General features: G+C 62.1%; 16 protein-coding genes and 1 tRNA gene. 9 read left to right on the top strand and 8 right to left on the bottom strand.

The window, feature by feature from the left end:
- Window positions 1–11: 11 nt before the first annotated feature.
- From QP965_RS06395 to thrE, 4 genes are all read right to left on the bottom strand, one after another.
- Window positions 12–530 (bottom strand): META domain-containing protein, encoded by a 519-nt coding sequence (locus QP965_RS06395; RefSeq protein ID WP_284844425.1) that lies wholly within the window; start codon window positions 528–530, stop codon window positions 12–14.
- Entirely contained in the window at window positions 530–1,972 is a 1,443-nt protein-coding gene (locus tag QP965_RS06390) for an alpha,alpha-trehalose-phosphate synthase (UDP-forming) (RefSeq protein ID WP_284844424.1), read from the bottom strand. Before QP965_RS06390 ends, QP965_RS06395 begins: the two co-directional genes overlap by 1 nt.
- Before the next feature lie 14 nt (window positions 1,973–1,986).
- Window positions 1,987–2,358 carry a hypothetical protein gene (locus QP965_RS06385; RefSeq protein ID WP_005325749.1) on the bottom strand — a complete coding sequence of 124 codons (372 nt, stop codon included), beginning with the start codon at window positions 2,356–2,358 and terminating at the stop codon, window positions 1,987–1,989.
- Window positions 2,359–2,444: 86 nt separating this feature from the next.
- A complete protein-coding gene (gene thrE, locus QP965_RS06380; RefSeq protein ID WP_284844423.1) occupies window positions 2,445–4,181 on the bottom strand; it encodes a threonine/serine exporter ThrE in 1,737 nt (578 codons plus the stop codon).
- Between the two features lie 151 nt (window positions 4,182–4,332).
- On the opposite strand from thrE, the gene QP965_RS06375 reads away from it, so the two are divergent.
- A tRNA-Thr gene (locus QP965_RS06375) sits at window positions 4,333–4,405 on the top strand.
- A gap of 28 nt (window positions 4,406–4,433) precedes the next feature.
- On the opposite strand, the gene QP965_RS06370 is transcribed toward QP965_RS06375, so the two are convergent.
- Together QP965_RS06370 and QP965_RS06365 are read right to left on the bottom strand one after the other, a co-directional pair.
- Window positions 4,434–4,988 (bottom strand): TetR/AcrR family transcriptional regulator, encoded by a 555-nt coding sequence (locus QP965_RS06370; RefSeq protein ID WP_284844422.1) that lies wholly within the window; start codon window positions 4,986–4,988, stop codon window positions 4,434–4,436.
- Window positions 4,954–6,465 (bottom strand): MFS transporter, encoded by a 1,512-nt coding sequence (locus tag QP965_RS06365; protein ID WP_284844421.1) that lies wholly within the window; start codon window positions 6,463–6,465, stop codon window positions 4,954–4,956. Before QP965_RS06365 ends, QP965_RS06370 begins: the two co-directional genes overlap by 35 nt.
- A 172-nt stretch (window positions 6,466–6,637) precedes the next feature.
- Between QP965_RS06365 and QP965_RS06360 the strand changes: the two genes are divergently transcribed.
- From QP965_RS06360 to QP965_RS06350, 3 genes are all read left to right on the top strand, one after another.
- Window positions 6,638–8,383, top strand: coding sequence for a pyruvate dehydrogenase (locus QP965_RS06360; protein WP_239278208.1), 1,746 nt, complete (start codon window positions 6,638–6,640; stop codon window positions 8,381–8,383).
- 186 nt (window positions 8,384–8,569) lie between these two features.
- Window positions 8,570–9,274: a response regulator transcription factor gene (locus tag QP965_RS06355; protein ID WP_005325775.1), complete on the top strand. Its 705-nt coding sequence runs from the start codon at window positions 8,570–8,572 to the stop codon at window positions 9,272–9,274.
- Window positions 9,275–9,286: 12 nt separating this feature from the next.
- Window positions 9,287–10,792, top strand: a complete 1,506-nt coding sequence (locus QP965_RS06350; protein ID WP_284844494.1) for a sensor histidine kinase — start codon at window positions 9,287–9,289, stop codon at window positions 10,790–10,792.
- On the opposite strand, the gene QP965_RS06345 is transcribed toward QP965_RS06350, so the two are convergent.
- Complete coding sequence (locus QP965_RS06345; RefSeq protein WP_150850896.1) at window positions 10,789–11,217, bottom strand: HIT family protein; 429 nt, start codon at window positions 11,215–11,217, stop codon at window positions 10,789–10,791. The two genes, QP965_RS06350 and QP965_RS06345, sit on opposite strands and share 4 nt — an antisense overlap.
- A gap of 35 nt (window positions 11,218–11,252) precedes the next feature.
- Between QP965_RS06345 and purD the strand changes: the two genes are divergently transcribed.
- The 5 genes from purD (at window position 11,253) to QP965_RS06320 (ending at window position 17,940) form a co-directional block, all read left to right on the top strand.
- Window positions 11,253–12,527, top strand: coding sequence for a phosphoribosylamine--glycine ligase (gene purD, locus QP965_RS06340; protein WP_284844420.1), 1,275 nt, complete (start codon window positions 11,253–11,255; stop codon window positions 12,525–12,527).
- 41 nt (window positions 12,528–12,568) lie between these two features.
- A complete protein-coding gene (gene purB, locus QP965_RS06335) occupies window positions 12,569–13,999 on the top strand; it encodes an adenylosuccinate lyase (RefSeq protein ID WP_284766981.1) in 1,431 nt (476 codons plus the stop codon).
- A 144-nt stretch (window positions 14,000–14,143) separates the two neighbouring features.
- On the top strand, window positions 14,144–15,037 hold the full coding sequence (locus QP965_RS06330; protein ID WP_005325786.1) for a phosphoribosylaminoimidazolesuccinocarboxamide synthase: 894 nt from the start codon (window positions 14,144–14,146) through the stop codon (window positions 15,035–15,037).
- Window positions 15,038–15,076: 39 nt separating this feature from the next.
- On the top strand, window positions 15,077–17,200 hold the full coding sequence (locus QP965_RS06325) for a S9 family peptidase (RefSeq protein ID WP_284844419.1): 2,124 nt from the start codon (window positions 15,077–15,079) through the stop codon (window positions 17,198–17,200).
- A gap of 56 nt (window positions 17,201–17,256) precedes the next feature.
- Window positions 17,257–17,940 (top strand): DUF2334 domain-containing protein, encoded by a 684-nt coding sequence (locus tag QP965_RS06320; protein ID WP_284844418.1) that lies wholly within the window; start codon window positions 17,257–17,259, stop codon window positions 17,938–17,940.
- Window positions 17,941–18,127: 187 nt separating this feature from the next.
- On the opposite strand, the gene QP965_RS06315 is transcribed toward QP965_RS06320, so the two are convergent.
- Window positions 18,128–20,911, bottom strand: coding sequence for an ExeM/NucH family extracellular endonuclease (locus tag QP965_RS06315; protein WP_284844417.1), 2,784 nt, complete (start codon window positions 20,909–20,911; stop codon window positions 18,128–18,130).
- Between the last annotated feature and the right edge of the window lie 229 nt (window positions 20,912–21,140).

The following is a 21,140-nucleotide window of genomic DNA, read 5'->3' as shown; positions in this document are numbered from 1 at the left end:
AGCCTACGCAACTAACCGCCGAGGGAAACCAACTTGATAGAGGGCGAGTCCACCTCATCGGTGACCATTTCCAAGACCAGTTGGTTATTGGAATTGACGGTGTAGTGGAAATCGTGGTCCGCGGAAATCAGGTTGCGCAGCAGGTTATCGGCCCACACGGATGCGCCGTGGCAATCCTCGGCGGTCTCGTCATAATCCACCTCATCAAAGTGGAGACGGTTGCCTTCGCGGATGTTTTGGCGCTCATCATCGGCGGAATAGGTCACCTTGCCCACCATTTGGGCGCACCCGGTGGTGCCCACCATTGTGGACTGGCCAAAGCTCAACGTGGGCGCTTGCGGGATGGATTCCGGGATGGTGGAGGCGGCGTCCGGGGTGGTGTTGATGGAGACTACCTGCCACTGCTTATCCAGGATCTGCTCATCGCCGGGGGCTTGGGGCTCCTCGTCGCCGGAACCACAGCCGGCCAGTAATGCGGCGGCACAGGTCGCGGCAATGGGCGCTGCGGCCAGGCGGGTAAAGCGAGACATTATGCGTCCGCCTCCTGTTCTTCGACCTGGCGCAGGCAGCCCAGGAAGGACTGGGACCATAGCTGCACGTCATGCTCGGTGACCTGCTGGTGCATGGTGAGCATGCGCTGGGTCATTGCCGAGGGGGCGTCGTCAAGCGCCTTGAGCGCATTGAGCAAGGCGGCCTTGACAGACTCGATATCGAAAGGATTGCACAGGTAGGCCTGGCTGAGCTCATCGGCCGCGCCGGCGAACTCGGAAAGCACCAGCGCGCCCGAGCCATCGTCGTGGCAGGCCACGTATTCCTTGGCCACCAGGTTCATGCCGTCCTTGAAGGGGGTCACCAGCATGACATCGGCCATGCGGTAGTAGCAGCGCAGGAGGCTCTTGGCCACGCCCCGGTGCTGGTAGTGCACCACCGGGTGGCCCACACGGGCAAAGCGGCCGTTAATGCGGCCGACGGCTTCTTCTACCTTGGAGCGGGTGGCCTTGTAATGGTCAAGACGCTCGCGCGACGGCGTGGCTAGCTGCACCAGCGTTACCTCTTCCGGATCGAGTACGCCGGTGTCCAGCAGCTCCTCGAAGGCGGTCAGCCGTTGCAGGATGCCTTTGGTGTAATCGAGCCGGTCCACGCCCAAAATAATGCGCTGGGGTGAGCCCAGCTCTTCGCGCAGCTTGGCGACGTCCCCCTTCTCCTCCCCAGTGAATGCGGCAAAGTCCTTCGCGGCGATGGAAATGGGGAAGGCGCCCACGCCAATGGTGCGCCCCTGTGGCAGGCGAATATGTGCGGTGACCTCGCGGGTGCTGGCCTCGCCTTGTACGTCGAGGCCCTGGCGGCGGGCAAGCTCCAAGAAGTTGCGGGCATTGGCCTCCAAGTGGAAGCCGATGAGATCCGCGCCAAGTAGCCCGCGCACGAGCTCCTCGCGCCAGGGCAGCTGGCGGAAGAGATCGGCAGAAGGGAAAGGGATGTGCAGGAAGAATCCGATGGTGAGATCCGGGCGCTTCTGGCGCAGGATGCCAGGCAAAAGCTGCAGCTGGTAGTCCTGTACCCATACGGTGGCGCCCTCGGCGGCGACCTCGTCTACCTCGTCTGCAAAACGCAGGTTGACCTCGCGATAGGCGTGCCACCAATCGCGGTCATAGGTAGGGGTGACGATGAGATCGTGGTAGAGCGGCCACAGGGTGGCATTAGAAAAACCTTCGTAAAAGCCCTCGAAATCGGACTCGGTGAGCTTGACTGGGTGCAGCAGCACGCCGGTATCGGTGCGGAAGGGCTCTGGTGCGGCATCGGCCACACCGGGCCAGCCCACCCAGCATCCTTGGTGCGATTCGAGGACTGGAGACAAAGCGGTGACCAGACCGCCCGGCGAGGGTGTCCAGGCATGGCTGCCATCAGGCTGGGTTTCCAGATCTACCGGCAGGCGGTTGGCCACCACCACGAAGTCATTGCCATGCTCACTCATGGTGCAAGAATAACTTAAGACTTCTTCGTGGACTTCTTCGTTGCCTTCTTGGAGGCCTTCTTCGTCGCCTTTTTGGTGGCCTTCTTTGTAGCCTTCTTGGTCGACTTCTTCGTCGATTTCTTGGTGGACTTCTTAGTCGACTTCTTCGTGGACTTCTTGCTGGATTTCTTGGTCGACTTCTTTGGAGCGGCATCGGCCTGCTCCGCCAGCACCTTCTTGTGCACCAGGCCCTTTGGCTCCACGCCCAGCATGGACATCAGGGTCACGCCGTCGAGAAAGTCCTGCGCATAGGTGGCCACGATGCGGCGGGCTGCGCGGGAGGTCTCCTCCTCAAGGGCGTGATTCTGGTCAGCCTGTGGGTGGGTGTCTTGGACCTTGGGTGGCACGACGTGTCCTCCTGAACGTTGTGGAAACTACTTAAGCGCTTGCAAGAAAAGCTATCAGAGCAAATATTGTACGCTACCGGCGGTGTTTAGGGCCTCTCGGGTCCGGATTCGGTGCCTGGCTGCTCCGGTTTCTGGGATTGAAACGTTTCGGTTCCGGGCACGGTATAGGTGGTCTTCTCGCGCTGCTGCGGCTGCGCCGGCCACTGGGAATCCTCCGGCCACAGGTCCGCGGCCGAGCGGGCGTGTGGCGCATGGCTTTGGGCCTCGTGGCGCGGGTGCTGCTGCGGTGGTTTCGGCCCGAGCTTCGGTGGTAGCTCCGGGCGATTGACGCGCGGGGCAAACGGGGACATCGGCACGCGCGGGATGCGCGGGGCCTTGCGGGCCAAGTGCGTGGCCTTATGGAAGGAGAAGCGGCCGATGCGCTTAAAGGCGGAGTAAGGGCGGAAATACTGCGGGCGACGCAGGCGGCGGGCCACGCGCTCGCCCAGCACCACGCCGGCGGCCAGCGCGCCGGAAATAGCCAGCGCCGTTGCCATATTGGTAAAGCCGGTAATCATCTGCTCATTGAGCGAGGCGTACATGCCGCGGTAGAGCATGAGGCCGGGCAGCATCGGCGTATAGCCCACGATCATGGTGATAAGCGGCGGGATTCCCCAGCGGCGCGACATCAAACCGCCGGCCAGGCCGACGACCACTGCGGAAAGACCAGAGGCAATCACCGGGCCGACGCCGAAGGGCACCACCACGAAGTAATAGAAAATCATGCCGGCCGCGGCCGTAAGACCAGACATGGTGACCTCAATCCAGGCCGCGCCGCAGGCCAGCGCAAAGGCGGCAGAACCGGTACCGCCAAGTAGTACTAGCAGCGGAATTTCGTGGTAAACCGGCGGGGCCAGCGTGGCCAGCGGCGGCAGGTTAAAGCCCAGCGAATCGGCCAGCTGGATGCCCACGCCCACGCCAGCGATGATGGCGCCGGTGGACAGCAGGGCCTCGAAGAATCTGGCGGAGGAGGTGACGGGGGCGCGCGTGATGCCGTCGACAAGCGATTGCACCAACGTCAGCCCCGCCACCAGCACGATGATGCCGGAGGCAATGATCTGCGCGGGCGAGAAATTAATGCCGAAGGAGGCCGCGACATTGTACAAAATGGCGGCCGGGAAGACGGCGAAAAAGCCGCCGACCACATTCTGATAAAAGGGCGGCAGGCGGTAATTGGCCAACCAGGCGTTCAAGCCCATGATGAACGCGGAGACCACAAAAGCCACTACGCCGACGAGCAGGTCACCGCCAAGCATCATGGAAATCAGGCCACCCATCGCGCCCCAGCCGAGCATGACCGTGGACGGTCTATAGGGCGCGGGCATGCGGTCAATCTCGTCGAGGCGTTGCTCCGCCATGGCCGGCGGCATCTGGCCGGAATGGATGGAGCGAATGAGCTTATCGACGGCCGCGAGCTTGGAAAAATCCACGCCAATGCTCGGCACCACGCGGAAGACGTGCAGGTTCTGGCGCCGCTCACCGGTGCCGATGGTGGTGTGGATGGTGATGGTATTCATCAAGATGTCCACGTGGCAGTAGTGCAAGCCATACGACGATGCTGCTAGGTGCACCTGGGCGCGCGCATCCGAGTTGGCGGTGCCGGCTCCGATGAGGATTTCACCAATGCGAGCGGCGATCTCCATAACGCCGGTGACTTGAGCAGCGTCGGTCAGATCGACCGGGGCGAGTGGTGATGGCGGCGGTGCGGCTTTAGCCGCGTCGATGATGGCTACCTGGCCCGAGGAAGCGCGCAAGCGCTCCCGCATAGCGGACAAAAATGACACGGAAATAACCCTCGAAAAAGCGCTGGGAATGTGGGAAAGATTCTGCCTGAACTTTAGCCCCTGCACCCTGACAATGCATAGATGGGGGACCGGCTTTCCCCTCGGCGGCGGTGCTCGGGTACTATGCAACGAGCGGGATTTCTCCCGCGGTGCTGGAGTGGCGCAATTGGTAGCGCAACGCACTTGTAATGCGTAGGTTGCGAGTTCAAGTCTCGTCTCCAGCTCAAAAGGAGGCTAGGCCCAGGGGTGGGCCTAGCCTTCGGTGGTTTTTGAGGGGGCGTCAATAAGCCGAAAAAGCCGGTCGACCATGCGCTGGCGATTAGCGGGGGAGAGCTTGCGCTGGTTGAGGTGATCGTGCACCCACAGGCCGGTACTAAGAAGCATGACCAGCAGATCATCCTCGTCCGTCTCGGCGGCGGAAGGATCGACCATCCAGCGCGCATCCACCTCGGCCCACTGGGCGGAAAAATCCGGATGGGTCTGGGAATGTATGCACATCAAAAGTTGGATGAGCGGGTCGTTCTTGCCCATCGACAATACGAGCGCTCGGGAGCGCTCGGCCCAGCTGAGCTCGCTTGCCGGGTGGCCGCCGGCCAGGCGCTCGAGTTCTGTTTCCCAGCGTGCGGCGCAAAACCGATGGCAGTCTACGAGCAAGTCGTGGCGGGTAGGGAAGTGATAAATGAGTCCAGACTTGGACATGCCGGTCGCTTGCGCCAGGGAGTCGTAGGTAAGGCCAGAGACGTCCTCGGCGGCGATGATATCGAGCGCAGCTTCAAGGGCTGTGGTCTTTTTGTTGAGTCGCGGCATAGGGAACTCCTGATTTGGGGTTATCGCGGAAACACCAGGCGGTTATCGCGGCTAGGAGCAAGGCGAAGCAAGCTAGGCCGCCGATGGTGGAAAGATATCCGGCATTGTAGGCGCTAGCGGCGGCCGCGTGGGAAGCGGGGCGATGCAGCGCGTCGGTACCCAGTTCCGCGAGGTGTGGCGGCAGTTCACGGGCCATGAGCAGCGGCACGAGGGTGCCGGTCAGTGCAATGGAGATTAGGGTGCCGAATTCATAGGAGACCGCTTCTACACCCGAGGCCATGCCCGTGCGATGAAGAGGCGCGGCATTGATGATGGCGGTGGAGGACACGGACATGGCCAGGCCCGCGCCTAGGCCGGTGAGCACTAAGGCGGAGACGAGTAGGGGAAGCGTCTCACCCCGGCTCACCACCACCAGGGCCATGCCGGCGGCCATGAGCAAGAATCCGCCGCTAATGAGTGGGAGAAACCCCACGCGATGCAAGGTGGCACCACCCAGGATGGAGGTAGGGATGGCAGAGAGCGCCATGGCGGAGATGATGAGGCCGGCGTGGAGGGGTGAGAGGGCGTCGACAAGCTGCAGCTTTTGAGTACTCAGCAGTTCCAGGCCGGCGAGGCCGAACATGGCGCCGCCGGCAGTTAGGGCCCCGCCGCTAAAGATGCGGGAGCCAAAGATATCGAAGGTCAGCAGGGGATCTGACAAGCGAGCCTGGCGGCGGCCAAAGGCGAGCGCGCCGCAGATGAAGACGATGCCTGCGGCGGCACTTACCGGCCAATGGTGTGCCAGGGATTTAATGGCCAGCACCAGGCTGGCGAGAGTGATAAGGGAGTACAGGGACGAAGGGAAGTCCCAGTGTTTTAGGGGGTTCGGAGCGTTTGGTGGGGCAAGGAACAAGGTCAGCACAATGGTCACGACCACAACCGGGACATTGAGCAAAAAGACCGAGCCCCACCAGAAATGCTCCAAAAAGAAGCCGCCCACGGTGGGGCCAGCCGCCGCGCCGATGACGGCGACAGAACCCCAGATGCCAATGGCCGTGTTGCGCTCCACCTCATCGGGAAAGGTCAGACGGATGAGCGCCAGGCTCGACGGCATCATAATGGCGGCGCCGCAGCCCAAGAAGGCGCGGCCTAAAACCAGCGTCCAAGCGCTGGGGGAATAAGCGGCGAGCAGGGAAGCGCCGCCGAAGACGGCCAAGCCGATGAGGAACATCCGCCGGTGGCCGGTGCGATCGCCCAGTGTGCCGGCGCCAAGAAGGAGGCCGGAGAGCACCAACGCGTAGGCGTTGATAATCCAGAGCTGCTGGGTATCGGTCGTGTGCAATTGCTGCGACAGCTGCGGCAATGCGGTGTAGAGGATGGAATTATCCAGCCCAACCATGAGTAACCCCAGAGAGATGACGGCGCAGAAAGACCACCGCTGGGCGGCCGTGGAGGCCGCAGCGGTGTGGTCTTGTGCGCGGGGCGGGTGGATACTCATAGCGCAGTAAACAGTACCGAACGGTCGTTACAGTTTGCAGCCGAAGATAGGTTAGTATTGCCTTCCTCACAGCTGGGCGCAGTGTGTGAGTGTATAGGAGATGAGTGGACTTTCCTGCGGTCTAAGTAGCACAGTGGTATTAACACCAATTAAGAGTTAAGGATGATTTTTAATGGCACGTAATTATGCAGAACAGCTAGTTGACACCCTGGAAAAGCAGGGTGTCGAGCGCATTTATGGCCTCGTCGGTGACTCCCTGAACCCGATCGTTGATGCCGTTCGTCGCTCCTCCATCGAGTGGATTCACGTCCGCAACGAGGAAGCAGCAGCCTTCGCTGCTGAGGCAGATTCCCTGACCACCGGCAAGCTGGCCGTATGTGCCGCATCCTGCGGCCCGGGCAACACCCACCTGATCCAGGGCCTGTACGACGCCCACCGCAACGGCGCCAAGGTGCTGGCACTGGCTTCCCACATCCCATCCCGCCAGATCGGCTCCAAGTTCTTCCAGGAGACCCACCCAGAGGCAATCTTCCAGGAGTGCTCTGGCTACTGCGAGATGGTCAACTCCGCTGAGCAGGGCGGCGTTGTCCTGCACCACGCCATCCAGTCCACCATGGCCGGCAATGGCGTTTCCGTCCTCGTTATCCCGGGTGACGTCTCCATGCAGGACGCCGAGGATGACTCCTTCGTCGAGTCCAAGATCTCTACTGGCCGCCCGGTCGTCTTCCCGGATCCCGCCGAGGCCGCTGCCCTGACCCAGGCCATCAACGAGGCTAAGTCCGTCACCCTCTTCGTTGGTGCCGGCGTCAAGGACGCCCGTGAGCAGGTGCTCAAGCTGGCGGAGAAGATCAAGGCTCCCATCGGCCACGCCCTGGGCGGCAAGATGTACATCCAGTACGAGAACCCGTTTGACGTAGGCATGAACGGCCTGCTGGGCTACGGTGCGGCACACGAGGCCACCCACGAGGCTGACCTGCTCATCCTGTTGGGTACCGACTTCCCGTACAACGACTTCCTGCCAGATGCCAACGTGGCGCAGGTAGACATCAACGGCTCCCACATCGGCCGCCGCACCAAGATTTCCTACCCGGTCACCGGTGACGTAGCCGCCACCATCGAGAACATCTTGCCGCACGTGGATGAGAAGAAGGACCGCTCCTTCCTGGACAAGATGCTCAAGAAGCACTACGGCAAGCTGGAGCACGTCGTTGAGGCTTATACCTCCAACGTGGACAAGCACACCCCGATCCACCCGGAGTACGTTGCTGACCTCATTGACAAGAACGCCGATGAGGATGCCATCTTCACCGTCGATACCGGCATGTGCAACGTGTGGGGCGCTCGCTACATCACCGCTAACGGCAAGCGCGAGCAGATCGGCTCCTTCCGCCACGGCACCATGGCTAACGCCTTGCCACAGGCACTGGGTGCACAGGCCGCTAACCCGGGCCGCCAGGTCATCACCTTCTCCGGTGATGGCGGACTGTCCATGCTGATGGGTGAGCTGCTCACCGTGAAGCTGCACAACCTGCCTATCAAGATGTTCGTGTTCAACAATTCTTCTTTGGGCATGGTCAAGCTGGAGATGCTGGTGCAGGGTCTGCCGGAGCACGAGACCGACCACGAGTCCGTCAACTTTGCCAAGATTGCAGAAGCTTCCGGCATCAAGCACTTCCGCATCGAGGATCCGAAGGATGCACCGGAGCAGATCAAGAAGGCGCTGGCTTATAACGGCCCGGCTCTTATCGACGTCGTTACTGACCCCAACGCCCTCTCCCTGCCACCAACGCTGACCATCGAGCAGCTCATGGGCTTCTCCAAGGCTGCCACCCGCACCGTTCTGGACGGTGGCGTTGGCCAGATGATCACCATGGCAAAGTCCAACCTGCGCAACATCCCGCGCCCGCAGGACTTCTAAATAGCGCGCTGCGCTAGCTGCCACGCCCTTCCTCGCCTGGGGAGGGGCGTGGTTTTCTTTTGCCCCGACCATGCCGAGCATCCACGTTCACAGGATTCAGACAGAAACTCTTCAGTAGGCTGGAAAGCAAGCGTGCCATGATGACGTGTTAGAAAATCACAACCTTTAAGGGGATCTGAGGAGAACATGGAAGACACTAAACTCGCCAAGGTTCTTGTCGTCGATGACGAACCCAATATTGTGGAGCTACTCACCGTATCGCTGAAGTTCCAGAACTTCGAGGTGTACAGCGCCAATTCCGGCAACGAGGCGCTGCGCATTGCCCGCGAAGTAAACCCTGATGCCTACATCCTGGACGTCATGATGCCGGGCATGGATGGCTTTGAGCTGCTGGGCAAGCTGCGCCAAGAAGGCTTGGACGGCCCGGTGCTCTACCTCACCGCTAAGGACGGTGTGGACCAGCGCATCCACGGCTTGACCATCGGTGCGGATGATTACGTGACGAAGCCATTTAGCCTGGAAGAAGTGATCACCCGCCTGCGCGTTATCATGCGCCGTGGCGGCGCGGCGGAAGAATCCACCAACGATGCCACCATGAGCTATGCGGATCTGACGCTCAATGATGACACCCATGAGGTCACCAAGGCCGGTGAGCTCATTGAGCTTTCGCCCACCGAGTTCAACCTCCTGCGCTACCTCATGCAAAACAAGGAAGTGGTGCTGTCCAAGTCCAAGATTTTGGACAATGTGTGGCACTACGATTTCGGCGGCGATGGCAACGTGGTCGAGTCCTATATCTCTTACCTGCGCCGCAAGATCGATACCGGCGAGACGCAGCTGATCCACACTGTGCGCGGCGTGGGTTATGTACTGCGCACCCCGCGCTCCTAAAGTGCTTAAGTGATGGAAGATTCACAGGAGACCCAGGACCAGGCGCCTGCACCGGCGGCGGCCCGCCCGCAGTCCATGTGGCATGAGGGCCTAGGGCAAGGCGAAGGGGAAGGAAAGTCCTCCAAGCGGCGGATGTTTTCCCAAATTCCGCAGGCCATGCCGCTGCGGACGTGGCTGGTCATCCTCCTCGTCGTGGTCTCCGGTCTCGGCATTACGGGCTCGTCCTTTGCAGTGAATTCCATCATGCGCAACGTGCTCTTCAATAACGTCGATGATGAGCTGCGCGCCGCGTCGACCACATGGGCGCGCGATATCAGCAATGACTTTTTCATCGGCGATCACACCAAGCGCCCGCCTACCGAATACGTGGTGTTGAACTACCTGCCCGATGGCACCATCCGCTATTCGGGACCATCGTCAACCACCCCGAATGCGGAGAATATCCCGCTCGGCGGCTACCCCACCACCGTGGGTTCCATCGAGAACAACACCAAGTGGCGCGCGCTCGCCTTCGCGGACTCCAAGGGCGTCATCACGGTCATTGCTAAGGACATGACCCATGAGAAGGAAATCCTGCACGGCCTAGCCATGGTCCAAGTGACCATTGCCGCCATCGCCCTGGCCGCCATTGCGGCCGTGGGTTTCTGGTTTATCCGCAGGGCGTTGCGGCCGCTGCGGGTGGTGGAAAAGACGGCGTCGCAAATCGCGGCAGGCGACCTAGACAAACGCGTGCCCAAGTGGCCGCTGCACACGGAGGTGGGCCAGTTGGCTGCCGCGCTCAATATCATGTTGGGTCAGCTGCAGCGCTCCGTCGTGCGCGCGCAGGAGAAAGAGGAACAGATGCGTCGCTTCGTCGGCGATGCTTCGCATGAGCTGCGCACGCCGCTGACCAGCCTGCGCGGCTATACCGAGCTCTATCGCTCCGGTGCCACCAAGGACGTGGACCTAGTCTTTTCCAAGATAGACGATGAGTCCAAGCGCATGTCCTTGCTGGTGGAGGACCTGCTGGCCCTCACCCGCGCTGAAGGCACGCGCCTAGACCTGCGCCCGGTGGACCTACTGGAACTGGCCCTGTCCGTGGGCTCTTCCGCGCGCGCGGCCTTCCCCGGCCGCGAGATTGAGGTGGCCAATGACGCCAAGTCCATCCCGGTGGTCAATGGCGATGCCAGCCGCCTGCACCAGGTGCTGCTCAACCTAGTGACCAACGGCATCCGTCACGGCGGCGAGGATGCGACCGTGACGCTGCGCCTGCGCCGCGAGGCCAATGACGTGCTAGTCGATGTCAGCGATGACGGCAAGGGTATGTCCCAGGAAGATGCGGCACACATCTTTGAGCGCTTTTACCGCGCGGATACCTCGCGCACCCGCGATACGGGCGGCTCCGGCCTGGGCTTGGCCATCGTCCACTCCCTGGTGGAGCAGCACGGTGGCAGCATTAGCGTCGACTCTGAGCTCGGCCGCGGCACCACCTTTACGGTGCGCCTGCCCGCGCTTGCCGACGCCCCCTCTGAGCCCTAGTCCTCCCGAATGCCTTCCTCGTTGCAGCCGAGGTGCTGACGGATGCGGGCGGCCGCCTCATCCATCGCGGCATCGTCGGTGTTATCAGCGTCGAAGGCCTTGGCAAAGTCATACTCTTCCATCTTCTCGGTGGGGAAGAGGTGGATATGGGTATGCGGGACATCGAATCCAGCGATGATGTAGCCGGTGCGCGGGGTATCAAACGCGGTCTTGATAGCGCCGCCGATTTCCAGGGCGACCTCGTTGAGGTGGGCCCAGGTCTGTGGATCCAGGTCGGTCCACTTATCTACTTCCTCGATGGGCACGACCAAGGTGTGGCCGTAGCGCAGCGGCTCGATGGAGAGGAAAGCCACGCAGGTCTCATCGCGGTAGACAAAGCGAGCGGGTAGTTCACCATTAATGATCTTTGTAAATACAGAAGCCATGTGTGCCAGGCTACCCGCTGGTTATGATGGTGGGCATGCGCATTCTCGTAATTGGTTCGGGCGGCCGTGAACACGCCCTAGTCAAGGGCCTGTCCGCCGACCCTAAGAGCACCGAAATTCACGCCGCGCCGGGCAGCGCGGCCATGTCCGCCCTCGCTACCGTCCACCCGGATTACTCCCAGGTAGATGACGCTGATCGCATGGTGGAGCTCGCCCAGAGCATCGCCGCGGACCTCGTTGTCATCGGCCCTGAGGTTCCCCTCGTCGCCGGCGTGGCCGATGCCCTGCGCGCGGCCGGCATCGCTGTCTTCGGACCCAGCAAAGACGCAGCCCAGATCGAGGGATCCAAGGCATTTGCCAAGGACGTCATGGAGTCCGCCGGCGTCAAGACCGCCCGCGCGGAACAGCTGCGCCCGGGCTCCACCGAGGACGACATTGAAGCTGCCCTCGACCGCTTTGGCCCGCAGTTCGTGGTCAAAGACGATGGCCTGGCCGGCGGCAAGGGTGTCGTAGTCACCCCGGACCGCGACGCCGCCCGCGCCCACGTCGATGCCGTCCTCGCAGCCGGCAACCCGGTGCTGTTGGAATCCTTCCTCGACGGCCCCGAAGTCTCGCTCTTCTGCTTAGTCGATGGCGAGACCGTTGTCCCACTGCTGCCGGCCCAGGATCACAAGCGCGCCTATGACAACGACGAAGGCCCCAATACCGGTGGCATGGGAGCCTACACCCCGCTGCCGTGGCTGCCGGAGGACGGCGTGCAGCGCATCGTGGACGAGGTCTGCACCCCTGTGGCCAAGGAGATGGCGCGCCGCGGCACCCCTTATTCCGGCCTGCTCTACGCCGGCCTGGCCTGGGGCGAAGAAGGCCCGGCCGTCGTCGAGTTCAACTGCCGCTTCGGCGACCCAGAGACCCAGGCAGTGCTCTCCCTGCTCAAGTCCCCGCTGGCTGAGGCCCTTAACGCCACGGCCACCGGCACCCTCTCCGAGCTTCCGCCGCTGGAGTGGGAGGATGGCTTCGCCGTCATCATCGTCATGGCGGCCGAGGGCTACCCGGCTTCCCCGCGCAAGGGCGATGCCATCTCCGGCGCCGCCCTGGACGATCCGCAGCGCGTCCTCCATGCCGGCACCGTGCATACCGATGGCGCCTACCGCACCGCGGGCGGCCGCGTGCTCAGCGTGCTGGGCAAGGGTTCCACGCTTGCCGACGCCCGCACAGACGCCTACGCCACCGTCGACGGCATCAAGTTTGCGGGTGGCTTTGTGCGCCGGGACATCGGCAAGCGAGCAGAAGACGGTGAGATTTCTCTCTAACCCTTCACCCCGCGGCGGGGCAGGCATGGAATAATAGCCACGTGGCTGAAAAGAAGAAGATTTCCAACGTCCTGTCCTCCCGCTATGCCTCCGCGGAGCTGTCCAATATCTGGAGCCCGGAGCATAAAATCATCTTGGAGCGCAAGCTCTGGATCGCGGTCATGCGCGCCCAGAAGGATCTAGGCGTAGACATCCCCGCCAAGGCCATCGATGCCTACGAGGCCGTGGTAGAGGACGTGAACCTCGAGTCCATCGCGGAGCGCGAGCGCGTCACCCGCCACGATGTGAAGGCCCGCATCGAAGAATTCAATGCGCTGGCCGGCTACGAGCACATTCACAAGGGCATGACCAGCCGCGATCTCACCGAGAACGTGGAGCAGCTGCAGATCCACACCTCGCTGGAGATCATCCGCGATAAGGCCATCGCCGTGGTCTCCCGCATCGGCCGCCACGCCGCCGAGTACCAGTCCCTGGTCATGGCGGGCCGCTCCCACAACGTGGCCGCGCAGGCCACCACCCTGGGCAAGCGCTTCGCCACGGCCGGCGATGAGATGCTGCTGGCCATCGAGCGCGTCGAAGACCTCCTCGGCCGCTACCCGCTGCGCGGCATCAAGGGTCCGATGGGCACCTCCCAGGACATGCTCGATCTCATGGGCGGCTCCGAGGACAAGCTCGCCTCCCTAGAGACGGCCATCGCGGATTACCTAGGCTTCCACCGCATCTTCAATTCCGTGGGCCAGGTCTACCCGCGCTCCCTCGACTTCGACGCCATCTCCGCCCTCGTGGAGCTCGGCGCCGCCCCGTCCTCGCTGGCCACCACCATCCGCTTGATGGCCGGCAACGAGACCGTCACCGAGGGCTTCAAGGAGGGCCAGGTTGGCTCCTCTGCCATGCCGCACAAGATGAACGCCCGCTCCTGCGAGCGCGTCGGCGGCCTGCAGGTCATCCTCCGCGGCTACCTCACCATGGCCGCGGACCTCGCTGGCCAGCAGTGGAACGAGGGCGATGTCTTCTGCTCCGTCGTCCGCCGCGTCGCGCTTCCCGACGCCTTCTTTGCCCTCGACGGCCAATTCGAAACCTTCCTCACCGTCCTCGACGAGTTCGGCGCCTTCCCCGCCATGATCGACCGCGAACTGGAGCGCTACCTGCCCTTCCTGGCCACCACCCGCATCCTCATGGCGGCCGTGCGCGCCGGCGTGGGCCGCGAGACCGCCCACGAGGTCATCAAGGAAAACGCCGTGGCCGTCGCGCTCAATATGCGCGAAAACGGCGGCGAGCAGGACCTAGTCCAACGCCTCGCCGCCGATGACCGCCTGCCCATGGACGAGTCCGACCTCGAGGCCGCCCTGGCTGATAAGCACGCCTTCATCGGCGCCGCCGAGTCCCAGGTCAGCCAGGTGCTTAACCGCATCAACGCTCTGGTAGGCGAGCACCCCAAGGCCGCGGCCTATACCCCGGGCGAGATCCTCTAAAGCGAGCCTCGCTGGGCGCGCTTTCCTTTCGCAGTGCGTCTTCCTTTTTCGCATTTCGATCAAATAGTCCCCGAATCCCACGCGGATTTCGGGGCTTATTTGATCGAAACGTGCTCGCTACCCCTGGGCGCTAGAATGAAGGTCATGCGACCTGAGCTTTCTTCTTATACCCATCTTGCCTCCGGCAAGGTCCGCGATATCTACGATGTAGACGAGAACACTCTTCTGATGGTGGTCTCGGACCGCATCTCGGCTTACGACCACGCCCTCGAACCGGCCATCCCGGACAAGGGCCGCGTGCTGACCGCCACCTCGAAGTTCTTCTTCGACTCCATCGATTTCCCCAACCACCTGGCCGGCCCGCTCGATGATGAGCGCATCCCCGCCGAGTGCCTTGGCCGCGCGATGGTGGTCAAGAAGCTGGATATGCTGCCCTTCGAGTGCGTGGCCCGCGGCTTCCTCACCGGTTCCGGCCTGAAGGAGTACAAGGCCAACGGCACTGTGTGCGGTATCGAGCTGCCGGAGGGCCTGGTTGAGGCTTCCCGCCTGCCCGAGCCCATCTTCACCCCGGCCACCAAGGCGGAACAGGGCGAACACGATGAGAACGTCTCCTTCGACTTCGTGGTGGACAAGCTGGGCGCCGAGCGCGCCGAGGAGCTGCGCGCGGCCACCCTCCGCATCTACTCCGAGGCCGCCGCGCTCGCGGAGGAGAAGGGCATCATCCTCGCCGATACCAAGTTCGAGTTCGGCCTAGACCAAGACGGCACCCTCGTGCTGGCCGATGAGGTCCTGACCCCAGATTCCTCCCGCTACTGGCCGGCCGATTCCTACGTGGAAGGCGAGGTCCAGCCGTCCTTCGACAAGCAATACGTGCGCAATTGGCTGACTTCTGACGCCTCCGGATGGGATCAAGCCGCCGACGGTACCCCGCCCCAGCTTCCCGATGACGTCGTTTCCGCCACCCGCCTGCGCTATATCGAGGCCTATGAGCGGCTTTCCGGCGAGCGCTTCGCGGACTTCCTTTCGCCCGAGGCCTAGCTCTCGCTCTACGGGGCGCCACGCGTACAGTGGGGCGGCATGAGCAACGAGAATCTTTCCGCCCCCGTGGCCGCCGTCCACCCCGTGACCCGTTCCTTCCACGGACGCGAGTTCGTGGATAACTACGAGTGGCTGCGCGATAAGGAATCCCAGGAAACCCTGGATTACCTCAACGCAGAAAATGATTACACCAAGGCGAAGACCGCGCACTTGGATGAGATGACGGAGAATATCTTCCAGGAGATTAAGTCCCGCATCAAGCAAACCGATATGTCCGTGCCTTCTCGCCGCGGCGATTACTGGTATTACGGCCGTACTGAGGAGGGCAAGAGCTACGGCTACTCCTGCCGCCTCCCGGTAGAGGAGGGGGCTGACCCATGGACTGCCCCGGTTATCCCAGAGGAGGGCACCCCGGAAGGCGAGGAGATCATCCTCGACGCCAACGCGCTGGCCGAGGGCAAGGACTTCTTTGCCCTCGGTGCTGCCTCCATCTCTGATTCCGGCCGCTACCTGGCCTATTCCGTGGACTTCGCCGGCGACGAGCGCTTCGAGCTCTACATTAAGGACCTGGACACCGGCGAGCTTCTCGACGACCACCTTAAGGGCATCTTCTACGGCGCCACTTGGGCTGGCGACGGCTATATCTTTTATACGACCGTCGACGAGGCATGGCGCCCCGATGCGATCTGGCGCCACAAGGTCGGCACCGCGCAGTCCGAGGACGTGCAGGTGTTTAAGGAAGAAGACGAACACTTCAACGTCGGCATCGGCAGCGCTCGCTCTGATAAGTACCTTTTCCTTGGCGTGAGCTCCAAGGTGACTTCTGAGGTATGGGTTCTCGAAGAAGACAACCCCGAGGGTGAATTCCGCCTGCTGTGGGAGCGCGAATCTGGCGTGGACTACGACGTCGACCACGCCGTCGTTAAGGGCGAGGATTACTGGATCGTCACCCACAACGCTACCGGCCCCAATTTCGAGGTCGGCTATACCAAGGCCGGGGAAGAGTTGCCCACCCTACGCGAGCTGCCGGCGCTTTTGCCGCACGAGGAGACCACTCGCATCGAGGGCGTGGACACCTACCGCGATCAGATTGTGGTGGGCTACCGCCGCGGCGGCATCGGCCGCGCCGCCATCATGCGCGTGAACGATGGCTTTAGCGAATTCGAAGAGCTCAACTTCGACGAAGAACTCTTCACCGTGTCCGTATCCGGCAACCCCGAGTGGGACGCACCGGTGCTGCGCGTGAGCTACGTGTCTTTCACCCAGCCCTCCCAGCTCTTTGATTACCGCGTGGATACCGGCGAATTTACCCTGCTCAAGGAGCAGGAGGTCCCCGGCGGTTATAACCCGGATGACTACGTGGCCTACCGTCTGTGGACCACGGCTGCCGACGGCACCGATATCCCCGTCTCCATTGTCCACCGGGCCGACCTCGACCGCACCCAGCCGAACCCGACCCTGCTCTACGGTTACGGTTCCTATGAGGTCAGCGTGGATCCTGCTTTCTCCGTTACCCGCCTTTCCCTCATGGACCGCGGCATGATCTTCGCCGTGGCCCATGTCCGCGGTGGCGGCGAGATGGGTCGTACCTGGTACGACGATGGCAAGATGCTCAAGAAGAAAAACACCTTCACTGACTTCATCGATGTTGCTGATGACCTCATCGCCCGCGGCGTGACCACCGCTGACCAGATGGTGGCCGAGGGTGGCTCAGCTGGTGGCATGCTCATGGGCGCGATTGCCAATATGGCCCCGGATCGCTTCACCGCTATCCAGGCCGTCGTGCCGTTCGTGGACCCGCTGACCTCCATCCTCATGCCGGAGCTTCCACTCACGGTGCCTGAATGGGAAGAGTGGGGCGACCCGTACCATGATCCAGAGGTCTATGACTACATGAAGTCCTACTCGCCGTACGAAAATATCGAGGCTAAGGACTACCCGGACATCCTGGCTATCACCTCGCTCAATGACACTCGCGTGCTCTACGTTGAGCCGGCCAAGTGGATCGCCCAGCTGCGAACGACGGCCACCGGCGGCGAGTTCTTGCTCAAGACCGAAATGGCAGCAGGCCATGGCGGCGTGTCTGGCCGCTATGAAAAGTGGCGTCAGAACGCCTTCGAGTATGCGTGGACCATCAACAAGGCCACCGGCTTGGAGAAGTAAAACCCGGATAGGGGGCCAACGCGCGAATCCTGAATTCCTGTGCGATAATTTTCCTTATGAATGGCCACCTTCTGGTATCTATCTCCAGCATCTTTGATGACACACGGAAGCAGGCTAGCCGGCTCCTCTCGATCCTTGATCGGGAGGAGATTCCTGTTTCCCTGCTGATTGCCCCGCATATCGACGGCAACTGGCACCTCGCCAAAGACAAAGACACCAAGAAGTGGCTCCAAGACCAAGCCGATGCCGGCCGCGTTCTTATCCTGAACGGTTTCGATCGTTCAGTGCAGGGCCGCCGCGCGGAATTCGCTAACCTCGATTCGCACGAGGCGAAGCTGCGCCTCGCCGGAGCTACCCGCCAGATGGCCAAGATCGGCTTCGAGCCCACCATCTTTGCTCCCCCTCGCTGGCGCATGTCGCCCGGTACCTTGCAGGTCTTGCCGCAGTTCAAGTTTGAGGTAGCCGCCTCCACCCGCGGTATTCTCCAGATAAATTCTGGTAAGTTCCACCAGGCCCGCAACCTTTCTTTTGGTGAAGGCTTTGGTTCCGCCAAGTGGTGGCGAAAGAACATTATTCGCGCTGCTGAGCGCTCCGCCCAACGTGGCAATACGGTCCGCCTTTCGGTTTCCGGACGCAACCTGGATGACCGCAAGGTAATCAATGATTTTGTCAAAGCCGCCGATCGGGCCATCAACGCCGGCGCGACCCCTGCCGACTACGGCGCTTACCTTTCAAAATAGCCCGCGCATTCCCTCGTCAGAGGCTCCGCGGAGCAACAAGCACAGCTTCGCGATTTTCGTCCATATAAACGCCTATTTCCGTCGACGGTTGCGGTGGTTTATATGGACGAAAGTCGTGAAATGACAAAAGGGCCCCGCCGCTAGGGAGTCTTCCTCCGAAGCATGCGGGGCTAGGGCTAACGGGTAATTAGCGCTGCAGGCTAGTGATGAAGTTCTTTACTTCCTTTGGCAGCATGACCCAGATGGGGGCCGGGATGGCCTTCTGGAGATTGCCGGTCACGGCAAGGAAACCAGGGATGGCGACAAGGCCGGCGATGGCCGCGATGGCCGCGATGGCGGCGGCGATGCCTGCTCCCACGGAGCTGGTGCTGGAGCTAGAGCCGGAGGCAGGCTTACTCGGCTTTTCAGAAGGGTTCTCGGAGGGCTTGTCCTCTGGCTTACCTGGTTCATCGGAAGGCTTGTCTGCAGGATTGTCCGCAGGATCATCCGGCTGGCTGGCGGAGTCGTCCGTGCCGAGGGTGAAGCCGACTTTGACTGGGTCGTGGTCGGAGGCGCGGAATGGGGAGTCATCGTAAAAGTCCACGATGTTGTAGTTGCGGCGGGAGTATTCGAAGGCGACGGGTTCATCGGCATTGATGTTCCACACTTGGGCGTCGTCAAGCGTGCCGGTGGCAACCTTATTGGCCAGCACGTGATCGAGGGTGCCGAGCAGGCCGGAGAACTGGTAGGAAGGGTCAGCCTCGTACTTTTCGGCAGGGACGGTAAAGCCATCGTTGCGGAAGACATCGAGCGCGGTCTCGTGGGTGTAGGTATTGAAATCACCCAGGGCGAATAGCGGCTTGTCCTTCCAGTCCTCCTGCTTGTGCAGCGCATCGAGCACGGCCTGGGCCTGTGCATTGCGGACGTTTGGGTTATTTCCCTGGCCGTCGCCAGAATCGGCGTCGCCCTTGGCTACCGAGCCCTTGGATTTGAAGTGGTTGGCCACGGCAACGAAGGATTCCTCGCCCTCCTTCAGCGGCTGGAATTCTTGGGCAAGCGGTTCGCGGGCGGTGCCGGTGAAGCGATCATCCTGGAAGATGCGGGATTCGCCAACGGGCTTGACCACATCCTTGTGGTAGATGAACGCGGTGCGGATAACATCCGGGGAGTCCGGTACGGCGTCCTCGGAAGGGGAGGGGACGAAGGCCCACTTGTCAGAGCCGGCGGCCTCGTTGAGCTTTTCCGTCAGGTGCTTCAGAGCTTTATCGCGCTGGGCGAAGTCACCGGTGACAGCGTAGCCATCTTCGATTTCGGAAAGGCCGATGACATCGGCATCGAGGCCGTTGATAGCGGCGACAATTTTGCGCTCCTGGTCTTCCAGCGCGGATTGGGTATAGGCGCCGCGGGTCTTTCCGCGATTGACGGTGACCTTATTGCCCTCGCGGTCGGTGTAGGCGCTGCCGCCGAATTCCTCGCCCAAGGAGGTGAAGTAGTTCAGCACATTGAAGGCGCCGATGGTGTACTCGCCCTTGACGTCATCGATGGCGTGGAGCTCGGCCGCGCGGGAATCTTCCCAAGAGATGGGCAGGTCCGCGCCCTTGGTATTGCCGGTGACCGGGGTGGTGGGCTGGAAGCGCCACTGGTCGTGGGAGAAGCCCACGATGACCGGGTGTTGGAAGGACACGGTATCGGTGGTGCGCAGGGACTTGATGGTCTGGCCATCATCCTGGGCGATGTACGGCAGTGGGGTGTTCTGGTCGGTCTTGAGATAGTCGCGGGTGCGGCCATCGTCCAGGGTGACCAGCTTATCGGCGTTGTCCTTGGTGAGCTTCTGGATATCGGAGTTGGGATCCGTGGAGGGAGAGAAGATATCGGAAGGCTGGCGGAAGGCTTCCTTGCCCGGGGCGAGGCCGACCTCGCCGTACTGGTTGAGCGAATAGTTATTGGTCACGGTGTGCTCGCCTGGCTGGATGAGCATGTGCTCGAAGGGCTCGCGGGCCTCGGTGCCATCAGGAAGCTGGTCCACCTTGAGTGGGGTGACCTTCTCCAGCGGGGTATCGAGCTGCGTGACCGTGGAGGCGGTGAGTTGGGTGGAGCCATAGAATTCGGAGACCTTGCCGGTTACCTCGACGGAGTCCTCAAGGGCAGGGTACTGGTCGGCCGGCTTATCGCCCATGTAGACGAAGATGGCCTGGGAGGCGTCGGTGGCCTCGGCGCCGGTGCCACCGGTCTGAATGGTGAAGCCATTGAGTCCGCCTTCGGACCACACGCCGGTGACGACGCCCTCGGTGGCCACGGTCTGGTCCTTGAGCGGGGATTCGGCGCCGGTGCCTTGGATATCTGCGATGGCGGTGACGCCCTCGGGGGTCGGCTGCTCGGGCTCTGCCGGCTCCTCAGGCTGCGGGGCGGGGGCTTCGTTACCGGAGTTGGTCGGGGTAGGGGCGCCGGTGGTGAAGTCGGCGGCGTTGTCATCGGTATCGGTGCCCTCGGCGTCGCGGGCGGCGGACGTGGCATTGGACAGGCCCGGGGCGGCGGTGCCTTCCTTGATAGAAGCGGCGCCGTAGCCGATGGCATCGATGGGGGTACCGGTGGCGTCGGCAAGCTGCACGGAGCCTTTGGAGCCGGACATGTTGAGGCTGCCCTCGGCATCTGGGGCAGGCAGGGCTTCGCCCGCGCCATTGCCGGCCGCGCCCTGCACTAGGAAGTAGCCGTGCGGCGCGATGGTGCCGGAAAGCTCCGCCTTTCCGCCGGTATTGCCGGAGGCGGAGAAGTACTCCACGGTGTATCCGGTCAGGTCAATCGGGGCATCGGTGGGGTTATAGAGCTCGATGAAGTCATGGGTGAAGGCAGCGCCCTTATTGCCACCGCCCCCGTAGACCTCGGAGATGACTGTGGCGGAGCCGTCGGTGGCGGCCGTGGCGGTAGGAACGGCAAGGGCGGCGGAGGACAAGGCGGTGGCAAGTGCCAGCGCGCCGAGGCGGCGAGAAGACATAGATTCAACCTTAAAAAGAGAGCGACAGTGTGCGTTGTTTATTAGTAGAGGGCCGCGCCGGGCCAGGCTGGAGCGCACGCCGAAGTTTGCCAGAGCGTCGTTTGGGGTTCACGTAGAGTTTGCCCAACCGGGGTGAAACCCACACTGCGGGGGTGAGTCTAGGTAAAAGGCGGGGGTGCCAACTAAACTAAGCCGCGCAGACCAAAGCCCCATACAGTAAGGCAAATAT

Origin of the sequence: Corynebacterium sp. MSK074 (assembly GCF_030229735.1) — a bacterium.
In the GTDB taxonomy this organism is placed as follows: Bacteria; Actinomycetota; Actinomycetes; order Mycobacteriales; family Mycobacteriaceae; genus Corynebacterium.
This window is presented reverse-complemented; position numbering and strand designations above follow the sequence as displayed.